General features: G+C 40.1%; 16 protein-coding genes and 2 pseudogenes. All 18 read right to left on the bottom strand.

Translation table 11 applies throughout. The features are described from left to right. Positions 1-6: 6 nt before the first annotated feature. Positions 7-1,029, bottom strand: a complete 1,023-nt coding sequence (gene rfbB / locus C0977_RS03335) for a dTDP-glucose 4,6-dehydratase (RefSeq protein ID WP_101912443.1) — start codon at positions 1,027-1,029, stop codon at positions 7-9. Between the two features lie 107 nt (positions 1,030-1,136). Next, positions 1,137-1,490, bottom strand: coding sequence for a four helix bundle protein (locus C0977_RS03330; RefSeq protein ID WP_234987556.1), 354 nt, complete (start codon positions 1,488-1,490; stop codon positions 1,137-1,139). Between the two features lie 154 nt (positions 1,491-1,644). Continuing rightward, positions 1,645-2,538: a glucose-1-phosphate thymidylyltransferase RfbA gene (gene rfbA, locus C0977_RS03325; protein ID WP_023052748.1), complete on the bottom strand. Its 894-nt coding sequence runs from the start codon at positions 2,536-2,538 to the stop codon at positions 1,645-1,647. Between the two features lie 21 nt (positions 2,539-2,559). Then, positions 2,560-3,789 carry a nucleotide sugar dehydrogenase gene (locus C0977_RS03320; RefSeq protein ID WP_023052766.1) on the bottom strand — a complete coding sequence of 410 codons (1,230 nt, stop codon included), beginning with the start codon at positions 3,787-3,789 and terminating at the stop codon, positions 2,560-2,562. A 26-nt stretch (positions 3,790-3,815) separates the two neighbouring features. Further along, entirely contained in the window at positions 3,816-5,219 is a 1,404-nt protein-coding gene (locus C0977_RS03315; RefSeq protein WP_023052726.1) for a lipopolysaccharide biosynthesis protein, read from the bottom strand. Positions 5,220-5,231: 12 nt separating this feature from the next. Further along, complete coding sequence (locus C0977_RS03310; RefSeq protein ID WP_101912441.1) at positions 5,232-5,864, bottom strand: CatB-related O-acetyltransferase; 633 nt, start codon at positions 5,862-5,864, stop codon at positions 5,232-5,234. 155 nt (positions 5,865-6,019) lie between these two features. After that, a complete protein-coding gene (locus tag C0977_RS03305) occupies positions 6,020-7,072 on the bottom strand; it encodes a polysaccharide pyruvyl transferase family protein (protein WP_023052745.1) in 1,053 nt (350 codons plus the stop codon). Position 7,073: 1 nt separating this feature from the next. Beyond that, positions 7,074-7,505, bottom strand: coding sequence for a Coenzyme F420 hydrogenase/dehydrogenase, beta subunit C-terminal domain (locus C0977_RS11345; RefSeq protein WP_101912440.1), 432 nt, complete (start codon positions 7,503-7,505; stop codon positions 7,074-7,076). A 35-nt stretch (positions 7,506-7,540) separates the two neighbouring features. After that, positions 7,541-8,275 (bottom strand): 4Fe-4S binding protein, encoded by a 735-nt coding sequence (locus C0977_RS11200; protein ID WP_101912439.1) that lies wholly within the window; start codon positions 8,273-8,275, stop codon positions 7,541-7,543. Then, positions 8,275-9,138, bottom strand: a complete 864-nt coding sequence (locus tag C0977_RS03290) for a glycosyltransferase family 2 protein (RefSeq protein ID WP_023052729.1) — start codon at positions 9,136-9,138, stop codon at positions 8,275-8,277. The genes C0977_RS11200 and C0977_RS03290 overlap by 1 nt, the downstream gene beginning before the upstream one ends. Continuing rightward, positions 9,135-10,349: an O-antigen ligase family protein gene (locus tag C0977_RS03285; protein ID WP_101912438.1), complete on the bottom strand. Its 1,215-nt coding sequence runs from the start codon at positions 10,347-10,349 to the stop codon at positions 9,135-9,137. Before C0977_RS03285 ends, C0977_RS03290 begins: the two co-directional genes overlap by 4 nt. 14 nt (positions 10,350-10,363) lie before the next feature. After that, positions 10,364-11,125: a glycosyltransferase family 2 protein gene (locus tag C0977_RS03280; RefSeq protein WP_159459021.1), complete on the bottom strand. Its 762-nt coding sequence runs from the start codon at positions 11,123-11,125 to the stop codon at positions 10,364-10,366. Between the two features lie 11 nt (positions 11,126-11,136). After that, positions 11,137-11,892 (bottom strand): glycosyltransferase family 2 protein, encoded by a 756-nt coding sequence (locus C0977_RS03275; protein WP_101912437.1) that lies wholly within the window; start codon positions 11,890-11,892, stop codon positions 11,137-11,139. Then, positions 11,889-12,566, bottom strand: a complete 678-nt coding sequence (locus C0977_RS03270; protein WP_101912551.1) for a sugar transferase — start codon at positions 12,564-12,566, stop codon at positions 11,889-11,891. Before C0977_RS03270 ends, C0977_RS03275 begins: the two co-directional genes overlap by 4 nt. Before the next feature lie 53 nt (positions 12,567-12,619). Beyond that, positions 12,620-13,852 (bottom strand): DegT/DnrJ/EryC1/StrS family aminotransferase, encoded by a 1,233-nt coding sequence (locus C0977_RS03265; RefSeq protein ID WP_101912436.1) that lies wholly within the window; start codon positions 13,850-13,852, stop codon positions 12,620-12,622. 54 nt (positions 13,853-13,906) lie between these two features. Further along, positions 13,907-14,122 (bottom strand): annotated as a pseudogene (locus C0977_RS11340) (polysaccharide biosynthesis protein); the annotation flags it as partial. Further along, positions 14,086-14,468: pseudogene (locus tag C0977_RS11335) on the bottom strand (polysaccharide biosynthesis protein). The pseudogenes C0977_RS11340 and C0977_RS11335, both read right to left, overlap by 37 nt. A gap of 117 nt (positions 14,469-14,585) precedes the next feature. Then, positions 14,586-15,902 carry a hypothetical protein gene (locus C0977_RS03255; protein ID WP_145995062.1) on the bottom strand — a complete coding sequence of 439 codons (1,317 nt, stop codon included), beginning with the start codon at positions 15,900-15,902 and terminating at the stop codon, positions 14,586-14,588. Between the last annotated feature and the right edge of the window lie 61 nt (positions 15,903-15,963).

The following is a 15,963-nucleotide window of genomic DNA, read 5'->3' as shown; positions in this document are numbered from 1 at the left end:
TCTTAATTACTTTTTATTTTCATCCATTTTTTGATAATATCCCTGATATTCTCCTGATACTATTTCCTTCCACCAGTTCTGATTGTCCAGATACCATTGAATCGTTTTCCCGATGCCGTCCTTGAACTTGGTCTCAGGGAACCAGCCTAATTCATGATGGATCTTCGTCGGATCGATCGCATACCGTTGGTCATGTCCCTTCCTGTCTGTTACATGCTCGATCAATGAAAGGGGCTTCTGCAAATACTCACAAATCAGGTGAACGATGTCGATATTCTTCATTTCATTATGCCCGCCGATATTATAAACTTCTCCCAATGTTCCTCTTTGGAGAATCAAGTCAATTGCCTTGCAGTGATCTTCCACATACAGCCAGTCACGGATATTCAGGCCTTCTCCATACACAGGCAACTTCTCCTCTGCCAACGCACGGACAATCATAAGCGGAATCAGTTTTTCCGGAAACTGGTAAGGCCCGTAATTATTGGAGCAGCGGCTTATCGTGACAGGCAGCCCATATGTGCGATGATAGGCCATGACCAGAAGGTCTGCAGAAGCCTTGGATGTGCTGTACGGACTGGAAGAATGGATCGGCGTATCTTCATGGAAGAATAAATCCGGACGATCAATGGGCAAATCACCATATACCTCGTCCGTCGATACCTGGTGATAACGCATGATTCCATATTTACGGCAGGCGTCCATCAATACAGCTGTGCCGATAATATTCGTCTGTAAGAATATCTCAGGATTTTCGATAGACCGGTCTACATGGGATTCTGCAGCGAAATTAACGACCACATCGGGCTTCTCTTCTTCAAATAATCGATACACCGCCAGTCTGTCACAGATATCCATTTTCACAAAGCGGAAATTATCCTTATCCATAACAGAAGATAAAGTGGCAAGATTCCCCGCATAGGTCAGCTTATCCAGACAAACCACCCTATCCTCCGGGCGCTGTTTCATCATATAAAAAATAAAATTGGAGCCAATGAATCCGGCGCCCCCGGTAACAATAATCGTCATGTCTATCTCCTTCCTCTTAATAGAAATAAGAGATGTCAGATTTAATAGAGAAAAGATATCAGATGGCAGACACTAAATAACATAGGAAGCCTTTATCACATCCAGCTTCATATCAAATTTTCTTTATTAATCAATACTGATAACATTTTTCGTATTTCATCCGCTAAATCCAACAGAATCCGAGCTTGCTCTTCTTCTATATATTTCAGCCTTTTACAAATTAAAATATGAGTCTGCAACTCAGCTACCGAACCTCGTGCTATCGTCAAAAAATACTTTGTATCATTTTTTGTAGCACGTGCAACACCTTCAGCAATGTTAGACGGAACAGAAACCGCTGCTCGCCGCATTTGATAAGACAAAGCAAACAACTCTTCTTTCGGAAGAAATCTCACTGCTTCATATACTTTTTCAGCAAGAGTCATGGATTTCTGCCAAACAATCATTTTCTGGAAATTCATGATTCTCAAGCCCCTTATTAATCACCACTCAGCAAAGTCCATATAAAAATGCATAGATTAAACGATTTCCATCATATTTTATCATCTAATCTCTGACATCTGTCTTCTAGCTTTCTCCTTCTGACTTCTGTCCTCCGATGTCTGCCTTCTATACTCACACTTCCGACAGAATCTTCCCCATGGCCACCTTTTTCAGATATTGTCCATACGGGCTCTTTCCATACTTTTCAGCACTCTCTTCCAATGTCGCCTTATCTATCCAGCCCTGCTGGTATGCAATATCCTCCAGCGCCGCTATATGGATTCCCGCACGCGTTTCCACCGCCCGGACGAAATCAGCAGCAGCACTTAGACTATCTATGGTCCCGGTATCCAGCCACGCATACCCGCGTCCCAGAGTGACCACCTGCAAGTTTCCATCATCCAGATACATTTTATTCAAATCCGTAATTTCCAATTCTCCACGATCTGACGGTTTGACCTGCTTCGCATACTCACATACTTTGGAATCATAAAAATATAATCCGGTCACTGCATAATTAGACTTTGGATTCTTAGGTTTCTCTTCAATCGAAATCGCTTTCCCCTGTTTATCAAATTCAATCACGCCAAAACGTTCCGGATCATCCACGTAATATCCGAAAACAGTCGCACCTGCCGCATGCTGTGCGTCTTCTGCCGCCCCCTTCAAATACCTTGTCAACCCGGCGCCATAAAAGATATTATCCCCCAGAACCATGGCGCAAGGCTCTCCGGCAATAAATTCTTCACCCAGTATAAATGCCTGTGCCAATCCGTCAGGAGAAGGCTGTATCTTGTATTTCAAATGGATACCATATCTTGAGCCATCTCCTAAAAGACGTTCAAAATTAGGTAAATCCATCGGCGTAGAAATAATCAGAATATCCCGAATCCCGGCCAACATCAACGTAGACAAGGGATAATAAATCATCGGTTTATCATAAATCGGCAAAAGCTGCTTCGATGTCACCATCGTCAATGGATACAACCGCGTCCCGCTGCCGCCGGCTAAAACAATTCCCTTCATAAAGCCTCTCCCTTACATTCTTTAATCTCTTGCAAAAATATCCCTCGTATAGACCTTATCCCTGACATCATTGAGGCTGCTGTCATATCGATTGGCAATGATGCTTTGGCTTTCTTTTTTGAATCTGTCTAAATCATTCACAACCATACTTCCAAAAAACATGCTTCCATTTTCCAAGGTCGGCTCATAAATAATGATTTTAGCGCCCTTAGCTTTAATTCTTCTTATGACTCCTTGAATACTGCTCTGTCGAAAGTTATCTGAATTGGATTTCATTGTCAATCTATAGACCCCAATCACTAAAGGCTTTTCTTTCTCCGCATGTTCGTCACCGCTGCAATGATATCCCGCTTTTTCCAGCACTTGTCCGGCAATGAAATCCTTGCGTGTCCGATTTGACTGGACGATTGCTTCAATCAGATTTTCAGGAACTTCCGAATAATTGGCCAGCAACTGCTTGGTATCCTTTGGCAAACAATATCCTCCATAGCCAAAAGAAGGATTATTATAGTATGCCCCAATTCGTGAATCAAGACATACACCATTGATAATCTGCTGCGTATCCAATTTCTTCATTTCCGCATAAGTATCCAGCTCATTGAAATAAGAAACACGCATCGCCAAATACGTATTTGCAAAAAGTTTTACCGCTTCCGCTTCTGTAAATCCCATAAAAAGCGTGGGAATATCTTTCTTTATCGCACCTTCCTGTAAAAGTCCGGCAAACGTATGCGCCGCTTCCACAAGACGTTCATCATCGCTGTCAGTGCCTACGATAATACGGCTCGGGTAAAGATTATCATAAAGGGCCTTGCTTTCTCGCAAAAACTCAGGACTAAATAGAATATTCCTGCTGCCCGTTTTCTCACGGATACTTTTTGTATATCCGACAGGAATCGTCGATTTAATAACCATGACGGCATCAGGATTATATTCCATCACAAGTCGAATGACCGACTCTACCGAGCTCGTATCAAAAAAGTTTTTCTGGCTGTCATAATTCGTTGGAGTAGCAACAATGACAAAATCGGCATGACTATAAGCCACTTTCGCATCAAGCGTCGCAGTCAGATCCAATTTCTTTTCTGCCAAATACCTTTCGATATAATCATCCTGAATCGGTGACTTTCGCTGATTAATCAGCTCCACCTTCTCCGGAACCACATCCACCGCCATCACATGATTATGCTGTGACAATAAAACTGCTAATGACAAACCCACATACCCTGTACCTGCAATTGCTATATTCATAAAAAACAATTCTCCTTCTAAAAAACTTATATAGTCTTTATTATTGAAATTAAATTTGTTATTTGTTTTTTATTCCACGCCAAATATGCCATATATGCTGCTCCATAAATAACCATGCATATAAAATTGTCCCAAATCCATCCGCCAGCAATAAATGTGCCTACCAATAAGCATTCCACTACCATGTCTTTACCAAGGTGTAGTCCTAATAATTTTTGCAATTTTACTTCTGCATAAAAACATCTGATTGCATATAAAAATACTACTGAAAAGATTGTCATATCTAAATTATGGAACAATTCAACCGATACGACAGTGACAATCGCACTTAATATAACTGCAATACTATTGATTTTTAGCATCAGAAACTCTTGCCGCATACTCTTCAAATAAGTATTAACCAACAATTGCATCTTGCTTTCAAATATGCAAACAGGAAATAAAACGGCCATATACACCAAACTATCCTCATACTGTGGAAGCCACCATGACAACAAGCACCTTATCGGATAATAAAAAATCAGTAGAGCCAAAAGGATAGCAGACAACCCGCTACGAAGTTTCACATAAAGACCTGCCAGCTTGCTTTCCTCCACATGCTTCAATATAGGAAAAAACGCGACACTAACCGCACTGATAAATATCATTAAAAAATTTGAGATACCTAAAGTCAATGACACCTTTCCAAAAGTTACAACATCCCATCCTACCGAGACCCCATAACGGACAATACCAATAATAAGCATGCTTGCTATATTCGCAAACATAAGCTTAATCCCTGCACTTATATTCATAAACGTTTCATAAACGAATTCCTTAAGTGAAGTAAATTGAAAATACAGAAGCCTATAACAGATTTTTACACAAAATAAGGATGCTCCCAAAAGGGATATTACTTTTGCATAATATAAATCATAAAAAGAATTATATCCAATAATCAGAAGCAAAAACACTATAGCAAGTAGCAGGACCCTCTCGGTTAAGATAATTTTAGCATAACCGGAAATTTTATTTGTCATTTGAAGAATAAAGCCGCACATTGCATTAAAATGTAAAAATGGTAATGAAAACGCAGAATAAAGCAATAGATTCTGTTTGGTATAATCTTCAACAAAATATTTACTAAACAGCCAGATTAATGATGCAAGCAATAATTCCATACATACAAGCCCATATAATTGACCGGCAAAAACCTTCGAATCCAATTCATCAAATGATTTTCCCGCATATCGTAAATAAATTCCATCTGACCAGCCAAAATGAAAAAAGCTCATATAGGAAAAATAAAACAAGAATAATTGCCAAATACCATAATCGACAATTGGCATAAACTTAGGAACAAATATTGTCATAATAACAGATCCACACAAAGAAATAAAATTAGCGAAAAATGAATATGATATATTTCTGATCAGTCGGGTTACATTCATTTATCAACGCCTCTACTTATCTTTTATTTCTTTAATTGCTTTTTCAAGTAAATCCATATCAACTTTTTCTGTAAATAATTCTCTATGCTTATCAATAAAAGAAAAATCTATTCCGCCAAAATTAATCGTAATGAGTTTATCAATGACTGGTTGGCTGAATCTCCATTTAATAATAGTCGCAGGAACTCCTCCCACAATACTATAGGCCGGCACGTCGCTAACCACAACTGCTCCCGCTGCAATGATTGCCCCTTGCCCAATATGAACCCCAGATAAAATTAATGCATTTGTACCAATCCAAACATCATCATCAACTGTTATTTTCCCCTTTGTTATTGCCTCATCTTCTCCCCAAACTTTATTTAAAACCGGATACGTCATCAAATGATCGAAATAATGATCTCCACCACAGATAAAATGAACTCCTTTCGCAATGGAACAATAATTACCGATTTCTAATACTACATCATCCTCATGATTAAAAAGATGTGCATTAATCTTTCCATAAGTTCCTTTCCCCACTTTTATTTTGTGAAGATTAAAAATCTGTAATTGCGAAACCGTAGTATAATTATGGGAATTTAATTTTCTCCATTGGTTTCGTTGTAAAATTGCTTTTATAAAAGTTAACAAAATTTGTATCATATAATATTCTACTCCGGCACCAAACCCGACTAATAAAGAAATTAAATAAATGTTAATCCATTGCGATTTATCGTCGCACGCATTCTTCTGCAAAAAACATTCACTAAATATCTTGGGAAATTCACAGTATAAACTTTTTAATATTACATATCATTTTATTCCAAAACTTTAGATAAATATTCTTTGGATTCTCTGATATATTCCTCCAAATTATTTTGTACTTTGTTCCAATCTGTCTCTTTTTCTAACAAATTCCAATTCAATGTAGAATCAACACCTCGGTATATCAGTCCTGATTTCCTTAAAAGACTGTAGATACGCTCCCCATTGGCCTTGGGCACCAATGTAATAAACTCCTTATGAAAAATATGGCTGAACGCAGTCGCATGAAAAGAACTGGAAATTACAGCCTGAGAATGATAAATAAGATTTAAAAAATCTTCCGGCCCCACGTCTTTGATATGGATATCACACTTACAACGTCTGGTAAATCCACCTGCTAAAACTACTTTTAATCCACGCTGATGATAATAATTCACGATTTCATCGAGAATCCGGTTTGCACCTGAAAGATAAATGACTACATAAGGATCTTCTATCGGCGATTCAGAAGAAATAAAAGGCATGTATTCTTCGGCTTCCAACAGAAACACCGGATCACACACCCATTTTACACTTCGCCCCAATTCTTTTGTCAAAAATTCCGCATTCGACTTCTCTCTTACGGCTAAAGCATCAAAATAGGGCAATTTCCCCTTCAAAACAGATAAATTTGAGAAATCGATATTTTCCTTACCAACGGAAGTAGAATACGAAACCTTCTTTCCCTGTTTCACAAATTCTAAATAAAACGCCTTATCATGCCCACAGGGAAAATCCGTATTCCACAGTTGATCACTGCCTGCCATAAACACATCTGCATGTAAATTTCCGTTTTCCAACTGATTATAATCCGTATATAACGATGTCAACACCAAATTTTCCTGAATAAATTGATTAAACTTCTTATTTCGGCTTCCATAAGATCCTGAAAAAAGTATCTTTTTAGTCCACAACTTAATTTTTGAACCCTCACTGTAAAAATAGCCTGGGCGATAATCAATAATTTGTGCATTATGTTGTTTACTTAAGTATTTCTGCAGTGCATACGCCTGAAACACGGATCCCGGATTATGCATGGCATGAATCGTGATTATTTTTATATCCATATCAACCTCTCCATGAATGCAAGACACGAATGACAGAATTTGGTACATGTCTCATGACAGAATACTTCCATATTTGTCGTTTGTATTTTCTCCTGAATTCACGATCTAAATATCCATACCCTTTTATCTTCCAAGTATTGAGCACATTGTTTCTTCCGTCCGGACAAGGGGACGGCCTTTGCAGGCACCCGTTATGGCGGATAATATCATCGAATTTTGTTTCCTCCATCTGAAAATGGTCTTTTAATACCTCAAATAGATTTTCCCCTTTTTCTGTATTCACCAAAACACCGGATACCGTTGCATTAGGGGAGAACTTTGTTTCATGATATTTTTCCCAATGCCAATAATCACATAATGTAATATCCGCCTGTCGTCTTTCTCGTGCAAACGGACATTGATAACAACCATCCCTATAGGAATATGACTTCATATAATAATAGTTAAAGCTGTCTTCCGGCCAATTTTTTATGACGCTTTCCCCATTTTCCTTTGATAAGAGAAAAACCAATTCATTCCGTTTTCAGCTTTACGCTTTATACGAAAGGTGTATTTTTTCAGTCCGCCCGCTACATCATGTAAATTCTTTATATAGTCATCAAAAAACTCCTGGCTCGGTACTCCGTGGCAGACCACTTCCACCAGATATAAATCAGTTGTATCCATATTTCCCAAGAATCTCTTTATTGCAGCAACCTCACAAGGTGTACCGGAAAACAGCACCTTCTTTTTTTGTAACAATGTCCGCTTTACTTCACGATAAATGTATCCCATATCACTTTGTACATACTTGGATTTTTGCAGACTCTTCAAGTCATCCTCGGTAGAGACAATGATGTGTTTCACCTTGAACGCCGAATCCATGGTACATCCGACTACTATGCCACCACGTAAAATAACTTCCTTCGCCAATACGATAAAAATACCGCCGGAGGTACTGCGAAAAACTTCATCTGCCCTTTTGTTCAAGGCTGCATATGTCCTTAACGGAATTCGGGCACCCTCTCCATTTTTGCACTGAATAAATGGACAAACATCTATGCATTTCTCGCAATATATGCACTTGCTCTCCTCTATCTGCGGTATAGTAAATCCATACTGATCCCTTCCGTAAGACAATGCCCCCGTCGGACAAATATTGACACAGGCTCCGCAACCGCAGCACTCTTCTTTTCTAAAGTTCTTACAAATATTATCTGCCATTATTTACCTCTGATTTTAGAAATAACCATGACTTCCAACAATGATATCCGGGATAATAAATATGCAAGCAAATTTTCAATACGATTGCTATTATAATAATTCTTAATCACATACAATTTGCTCTTCATTAAAAGCGTATGCTTTGCATACTGTGAATGAAAGGACTTATCAATTGATACAGAATGATTATGGATAAAGGTTTCCGTAAGAAGTAACGCCGTTTTTAACTGTGCTTTTTTTAACTTTATGGCCAAAACAATTTCTTCACAATATAAAAATATATTTTCGTCATACATTCCATATGTAAGCATCTTATTCGTATCCAACAAAAACAACGATCCTGAAACGGCTTCCACATCTTTATACTCACTTCTAATTGAATCAATCCCTTTGTAATGGAAAGATTTCGTCAATTTAGAAATAAAAACGTCTAATGAAAAAATATATTCCCATTTCTCTGGAATTCTAAAGGCTGTGTTATATTGTTTTTGTTTTTCCGCATCCAGCATAAAGGGCGCTGCCATCACATAATCATCGTGTGTCTGCAAAAATCCCGCCAATTTAATGATGACATCTTCTTTGATAATCACATCTGGATTACAAAGCAGGATATAATTCGATTGATAGTGATCGGCAATATATCGGATTCCAAAATTATTACCTGCTCCATAACCACCATTATGCCCGCTTGATACTAAATCAACCTTATTATCCACTATACTCTTTAATCTTTGAAAAGAATCATCCTGAGAACAATTATCCACAATGACAATATGATCAATACATTTGTAAGTTTCTATGCAGTTTACCAGTTTCATCACACTGTCTGCATCATTATAATTTAATACCAAAACATTAATCATATAGATATAACTCCATCAGTCACCCCTGAGACAGACTGCATTTGTTTTAGTTTTATAGCTCTTATCCTAGACATCGTTGCTCCTAAAATAAACCACAACATAAAATCAGAAATATAAGAGTAAAGAACAATTTCCCCCAATCCTTCCATAAGGACACACAGCAAAAAGCAAACAGACCCTCTAACAAAAAGATCTGCAGAATATCCGCAAAACGACTTAAAGACAAAAAACATGAGCACGCAGAAAAGAAGTAGCCCCACAAGGCCAAACGCCATTAATGTATACAAAATATAATTATGTGGATTATAAAAAACAACTTCATCAGAAAAGCCATTCCCTAACAGAGGATGATCAAAAAACAAAGAAATTCCGTATAATAACAAGTCTTGTCTCCCGATCACTGTACTGTCGGATAAGGAAAAAGCCAACATTCCGATATTTGTATCAAACAAAAAATAAATTCCCGCTGCCAAAGCTATTGTCAATATAATAAAAAAAGACACAATTGTTTTAAACGACAGCCTTTTCCCCCAAGAATGCATTATAACTAAACTCAATAAAGCAACAATCATTCCTCCGCGTGATTTCGTGATAATGACAGAAATTAACATGATTAAAAGCAAGGCGATTCTTTTTTTCTTCCCAGTTTCCGCACAGTAAAGAAAAGCAAATAACGGTATTATTTTGGCAGCTATGGCATTACTTCCTCCAACAGGTATGACAAGATCATTTTTATAAAAATAGGTATCATCGAAGAATGTGTATGTACCAATTAATGCTTCAACACAAGTTTGCACACAAATCAATAAGAAAACAAGCAATACAGCTTTTTTTAGTCCGTTAAAATCAACTATGCTATTTGCCGCAATTAAATAAATTAATATATCCATAATCAGAATCGCATAATTCCCGACAAATTCAGAAGCCTGTGGCTCATAAACAAGAGGGATTAAAGGAAAAATCAATCTAATACACATGATGAGAGATATCATGTCTAATAAGACTTTCCCTTTCCGCAAAACTATAACTGCAAGCATAAACAGGCCGAAAGCCATCACAATCATCAGTGGCGTAAATCCAACTACGATATGCGGAATATCAATATTATCATTTAAAGCTTTTCCGGATTGCACAAAAACCAGAAAGATTAACATAGAAATAAAAAAATATAACGTACTGAAATTACTTAATTTTCTATCATTATTATTCATAATTACCTCAAAACCTATTTATGTCCAGTCATAAGGAAATATAATTCTGCAATTCCTCTTCCATATAAAGAACGATGTCTAATGGCATCCTGCAAACAAAGCAGTTTCCAAAATCTGGGAGAAATCATTTTGTAAAGAATACCCTGATCCCTTAAATACTTATCATCATATCCATTATTCCAAGTTGAATCTCTTTCATTTGTAAGCGTTGCTATATATTCAGGAACTGCATATATTTTCAACTTTTTATCCAGACAGGCAGTCAGGAAAAGATTATCCTCCCCATGGCAATGAGGCGTTCCTCCGCCAAAGCACTGATTAAAATAAATACCGTTCATTCTAATACTTTTTAACCTAACTGCAATGCGGGCAGTTCCGTAGCGCAGATAATTTAAATACCCCACTCGCGTGCGTTTTTGTATTTTAAAACGCGTCGTTCTTTCTTCGTATACATTGAATATGATTACATCTGCATCCCCATTTTCTTCAAAAGCCCTTCTTACAATATCTGCATATCCATCTACATAGGCCATATCGTCATCCGCGAATAGACAGATCTCACTATCCGCACGCATTAAGGCATTATTCCTATTCAATCCAACCCCACGTTCCGCAAAGTTCAGATAAGCAATATGATGGTCGCGCCAATTAAAGTGCTCAATTGAATTAAAATCACACTGATTTCCTATAATGGCATCCGTTTGTATATTCATTTTGTTTAGCAAAGAGTGATCTCTTTGATGCATCGTAGCAACCAGCACCTGTATTTTCATCATTCCGTCTCTAATTATTTTATCCTTAAAACTTTTATGATTCCCCAATATCCTATATGGAATAATGACCTCCATACGGATAGGTGCTCAATATTGCGATAAAGAATCCAGTGATATTTTACTAATTTAAATTTATTACTGGAAACGGAATTTCCCCGTATCCTATATTTCATGAGGACATCCGGCATTCCATACATATATTTCTCTTTTTTCAGCATTTTAAGCCAAAGAGCATCATCATTGCGCTTCCTTATGTCCGGAACCTCAAAATACCCCATTTTTTCCACATTGTACATAACGGTTGAATTCCCCACAGGACAATCCAGCAATAAACGGCTATAGCCGGTCTTTCCTATCGACTTAACCACTCTCCCCAAGGATTGCCCTCTCTCATCAATTTGTTCATATGACGTATTTGAAAATGGATATCCATTTAATTCCATCCATCGTATTTGCCGTACCAGCTTATCCGGCATCCATAAGTCATCACTATCCAAAAAGGCCATGTATTCTCCTTTTGCATGGTGCATGGCTTCATTTCTTGCTACTGCCGGTCCTGAATTTTTTTTCAGCTTATAATATCGTACCCTATCATCTTTCTCCGTATATTCTTTTACTATATTTTCCGTATCATCTGTGGAACAATCATCGACAATAATCATCTCCCAATCTTCATAGGTCTGAGAAAGTACCGATTTTATCGTCTCTCCAATAAAAGCTCCGCAATTGTATGTAGGAGTGATTATGGAAACTAATCCTTTTTGTATCATGAAACCGCCCCCACTGTCCGAAACATAGTCAGAATATCATTAAGAAAGCTGAAATTTTTTATACTTTGCAAATTGAACTTCATTTTTTGAGGAAGAACCACCTGAATATATGTTTCATCTGCATTATCCGTATCCGCCAAAAGCTTCTCCTCGTCTTTATATGCGATACTTGCATCGCTTGTAACACCTGCCGGCAGCAATAATGTTGCCATCATTTCAGGAGTATATGCCTTTACATATTTCATAACTTCAGGTCTCGTCCCGACAAAACTCATTTCTCCTTTAAGAATATTGATAAGCTGGGGCAATTCATCCAAACGGCACCCTCTGAGTTTATTACCTATATTTGTTATACGGCTGTCGGATTGGGTTGTTACCTGGGTTCCTAATTTTTCTGCATGATCCACCATCGTTCTGAACTTATAAATTCGAAAAGGCCGGCCATATTGGGTAACGCGCTCTTGCCTAAAAAAGACAGGCCCCTTACTGTCAGCTTTGATTAACAATGCCAGTAACAGAAAAACCGGCGATAGAAAAATTAACAGGCACAGTGCCGTTATTTTATCAAAAACAGCCTTTAATAAAAGTTGGTTTCTTTTTTTGACAAGAATATCATAATAAATCTTTACTTCCGGATTCTGCATTTCCATCGGAAGTTCATCCCATTGGCACAGCACAAGAACACCTCATTCCAAAAGTTCTCGTTTAAACATTTTCCTTGATCCGCCTATTTAGTATTCCTAATGATTCCTTGGAAACAATGAATCACATAGTCTACATCTTCATCGGTCAATTTCGTATGAAGAGGAAGCGTAACTTCATTTTTATACAGATTATATGCATTAGGGAAATCTTTGATATCCCATCCATAATCTTTATAAGCAGTCATCATTGGCAACGGTTTGTAATGAACATTGCAGGCAATACCATGTTCAGCCATTTTCGTAATAATATTTCTCCGCATACAATCATCCGCCCAAGGAATACGAGTAATATACAGATGTCCGCAACTGCGTTGCCCTTCCGAAAAATGTTTGATATGCAAAACTCCCAATTCATCACACATCGCATCATACCGTTCAATAATTTCTTTTCGTCTGGCCAACAGCTTAGGATATCTCTCAAATTGCTTCAAACCGATTGCTGCCATGATATCTGTCATATTGCATTTATACAAAGGCGCTACGACATCATATTCCCACGCTCCGAGCTGCATCTTATGAAGAGCGTCTTTTGACTGCCCGTGGAGGCTATATAGCTGGAACCAATGATAAACTTCCTCATCATCGATACCGGGAATACTACGCCATGTAGAAGCCCCTCCTTCTGCCGTAGTGAAATTCTTCACAGCATGAAAAGAAAAGCTGCTGAAATCTGCAATTGCCCCTGCCATTTTTCCCTGACGCTCAGAACCTAACGCGTGGGCACAATCTGCAACAATCACCACTCTGCCGATAGCCGCCTGAATTCTCTTCCCCAAATCAGTGTTTCCACTTGGTTTAAAAAGTCCTCTCTTCTTATTCACAATCTCGAAAATACGGTCATAATCGCAAATCACCCCACCGAGATCTACCGGAACAATAGCTTTTGTCTTATCTGTAACCGCTTGCTCTAACTGATCGTAATCCATTTCTATCGAATCTTTTTGTGAATCTACAAATTTTATAGTGGCGCCTACGTGGATGGCTGCCGCCGCAGAAGATGTATAAGTATAGGCGGGAACGATAACTTCATCACCTTTCCCAATCCCTAGGATCCGCAAATTAAGTTCTTCTGCCGCGGTGGCAGAATTCAGGCAAACAGCCTTATTGACTCCAACATACTTGGCAATCAGCTCTTCCAGCTTTTTTGTACGCGGCCCGGTAGTTATCCATCCGGAACGCAAGGCTTCTGCCACTTCCTGTATTTCCAAATCACTCATATCTGGCGGGCTAAATGAAATATTCCTATTTTTCATCATTTTCTCCTTTTCATTCACTTTATAAAACACATTTTTTATGCCAATTTATTTTCCTCATTTATGATTAGGTTGGTAAGTGGAAGTTATTTCCTTTAACGTCTGAATGGTTTCTAAATCATTTTTGGTACTTATCGGGGCGCTCAATGTATCTTCCAGCCATTCAGACTCCATCTTAGCCACTTTTGCCTCGAATATTTTTTCATGGGTTGTCTTTCGTGTGCCTTCCTGTGATGTTAAAAGCTCCTCAAACAGCTTCTCTTCCGGACGAAGACCGGTGCATTTTTATATCCACATCCGGAATATAACTCGATAATTGAATCATATTTCGTACCATAACAATAATTTTTACGGAGATTTCCCATATCCAACAGGATCAGCTCTCCGCCTTTTCCTAAGACGCCCGCTTCCAGAAGCGTCATAAAATACCGGGACATTGCCGGATCTGTGACTGCTACCGGTCCTCCCTCCGCAATTTTTTTAATAAAGGCACTACGCTCCCGCGACTGCCGAGCACATTCCCGAAACGGACCACAACGAATCCGATCTTTCCTAACCGGTTCATGGCCCGGCATACTTTTGCCGCCATCTGCTTGGTTGCTCCCATCACATTGATCAAATTAACAGCCTAAAAATATCTTACTTTTTATAAAGCTATTATATATTATCACTACATAAAATAACAGGGAAAATGAAAGCTCTTTTCTTTCCTGCAGCGCGCCGCTCTTCCCGCCGGTCATGTGACGGCGTCCCGTACGGGCTGCGGTAACAGCTGACCGCCGCCGGGCAGATCAAGGGTCCGCCCGTGCAGCCAGTCGTTACCGGCAGCTTGTCGGTCGTAATAGAGGTCGTACCCGCCGCTGCGAATATTTTGCAGACTCCTGTCGGCATCGCTCAGCACCGTGACATGAGAAGGACCGGTCAATATCCACTGCGAGGATCGGTCCAGATTGACGTCAGCTTTCTCCGCTTCTGCCGTACCGTTCATCGTTCCCGTCCAAACCGCGCCGTCTTGCAGTGACACCATGACCGTACTAGTTTTATCAGCCACGACGTTTCCCGACCAGGACTGCTTTGCCGTCGCCAGCGTCAACGCACCGCCGTCGCATACGGCAACGACCGCCGGAGCGGCGGACAGCAACACCGTATTTTCCAGATAAATATGGCCTGTCATATTCCCGACGCGGAATAAGGGCGCGGCGCCGGTATTTTCCAGGCGCGTGTGTTTCGCCTCGAACGAAGCCTCGCCGCCTTCGGCTGCCGGGCCGTCCAGCATAACGCCTTCTGCAGTGCCGGAAAAGCTGCTGTCTTCCAGCGAAATACGGCCGCCGTCCTTGAGCACCGCAATCGGCCCCGCTGCCGCAAAGCCCTTAGTTCCCGCAACCGTGACGCTGCCCGCCGAATACAGACAGGCGCTCTGTCGCCCTCGCGTCACGAGTTCGCTGTCGGTCAGCTCCGCAGCAGCCGCCGGCAACACGGCAACGGCCGGGGAATCCTTTCCTGCCGTCGAAAGGCGGCTCCGCCTTACTGTCACATTGCCGTCAGTACCGACGACCGCCACGGCGGCGGCGCCCGTTGCAGCGGACGAAACGGATGAACCGTCCAGCTTCACCTTGCTCTCTACAGCCAGAACGGCTGCATTCTGCCCATTATGCCGGCCGCCTTCTTCACTCGTCGTATCGCCACCCTTGTCGATCTTCAGTCGTTCCAAGACCACAGCGGCGCCATGTTTTGCCAACACGACGCTGCGGTCCATGGCAAAGGCGTGGATGGCGCGATCACTTCGCGCAACAGTCGCCCCATCCATCAGCCACGTCGCTTTCATATTGTCAACCGTTTTTTCCGGCAACACAAAGAGCTCGGCCGGCACATCCTTTTTACCGTCCTTACCCGTTTCTTCCTTGCCTGCGCCGTTACGCGCATCGTAACCGGCCAAAACGGCCTTAATCCGGTCCGATAAACCGCCCCCTTCTGCGGCAAAACCGGGTAAGGCCGTACCGATAACGGTCAGTGCCGCCAATACGGCGACAAGATATCGTTGCTTATTCATCATACGTTCACCTCAACAGTAATCTCTTCCCCACAGCATTTCACGGGACGCTTTCGCTCCTTTT

Origin of the sequence: Megasphaera vaginalis (ex Bordigoni et al. 2020), assembly GCF_900240295.1 — a bacterium.
In the GTDB taxonomy this organism is placed as follows: Bacteria; Bacillota; Negativicutes; order Veillonellales; family Megasphaeraceae; genus Megasphaera; species Megasphaera vaginalis.
This window is presented reverse-complemented; position numbering and strand designations above follow the sequence as displayed.

Excerpts from the sequence above, each read along its gene's own strand:
- C0977_RS03265 (WP_101912436.1), bottom strand. The coding sequence starts at position 13,852 with ATGATGAAAAATAGGAATATTTCATTTAGCCCGCCAGATATGAGTGAT.
- C0977_RS11200 (WP_101912439.1), bottom strand. The coding sequence starts at position 8,275 with ATGGCAGATAATATTTGTAAGAACTTTAGAAAAGAAGAGTGCTGCGGT.
- C0977_RS11345 (WP_101912440.1), bottom strand. The coding sequence starts at position 7,505 with ATGAAGTCATATTCCTATAGGGATGGTTGTTATCAATGTCCGTTTGCA.
- C0977_RS03285 (WP_101912438.1), bottom strand. The coding sequence starts at position 10,349 with ATGAATAATAATGATAGAAAATTAAGTAATTTCAGTACGTTATATTTT.
- C0977_RS03275 (WP_101912437.1), bottom strand. The coding sequence starts at position 11,892 with ATGATACAAAAAGGATTAGTTTCCATAATCACTCCTACATACAATTGC.
- C0977_RS03305 (WP_023052745.1), bottom strand. The coding sequence starts at position 7,072 with ATGGATATAAAAATAATCACGATTCATGCCATGCATAATCCGGGATCC.
- C0977_RS03290 (WP_023052729.1), bottom strand. The coding sequence starts at position 9,138 with ATGATTAATGTTTTGGTATTAAATTATAATGATGCAGACAGTGTGATG.
- C0977_RS03330 (WP_234987556.1), bottom strand. The coding sequence starts at position 1,490 with ATGAATTTCCAGAAAATGATTGTTTGGCAGAAATCCATGACTCTTGCT.
- C0977_RS03310 (WP_101912441.1), bottom strand. The coding sequence starts at position 5,864 with ATGATACAAATTTTGTTAACTTTTATAAAAGCAATTTTACAACGAAAC.
- C0977_RS03320 (WP_023052766.1), bottom strand. The coding sequence starts at position 3,789 with ATGAATATAGCAATTGCAGGTACAGGGTATGTGGGTTTGTCATTAGCA.
- rfbB (WP_101912443.1), bottom strand. The coding sequence starts at position 1,029 with ATGACGATTATTGTTACCGGGGGCGCCGGATTCATTGGCTCCAATTTT.
- C0977_RS03280 (WP_159459021.1), bottom strand. The coding sequence starts at position 11,125 with ATGATGAAAATACAGGTGCTGGTTGCTACGATGCATCAAAGAGATCAC.
- rfbA (WP_023052748.1), bottom strand. The coding sequence starts at position 2,538 with ATGAAGGGAATTGTTTTAGCCGGCGGCAGCGGGACGCGGTTGTATCCA.
- C0977_RS03315 (WP_023052726.1), bottom strand. The coding sequence starts at position 5,219 with ATGAATGTAACCCGACTGATCAGAAATATATCATATTCATTTTTCGCT.
- C0977_RS03255 (WP_145995062.1), bottom strand. The coding sequence starts at position 15,902 with ATGATGAATAAGCAACGATATCTTGTCGCCGTATTGGCGGCACTGACC.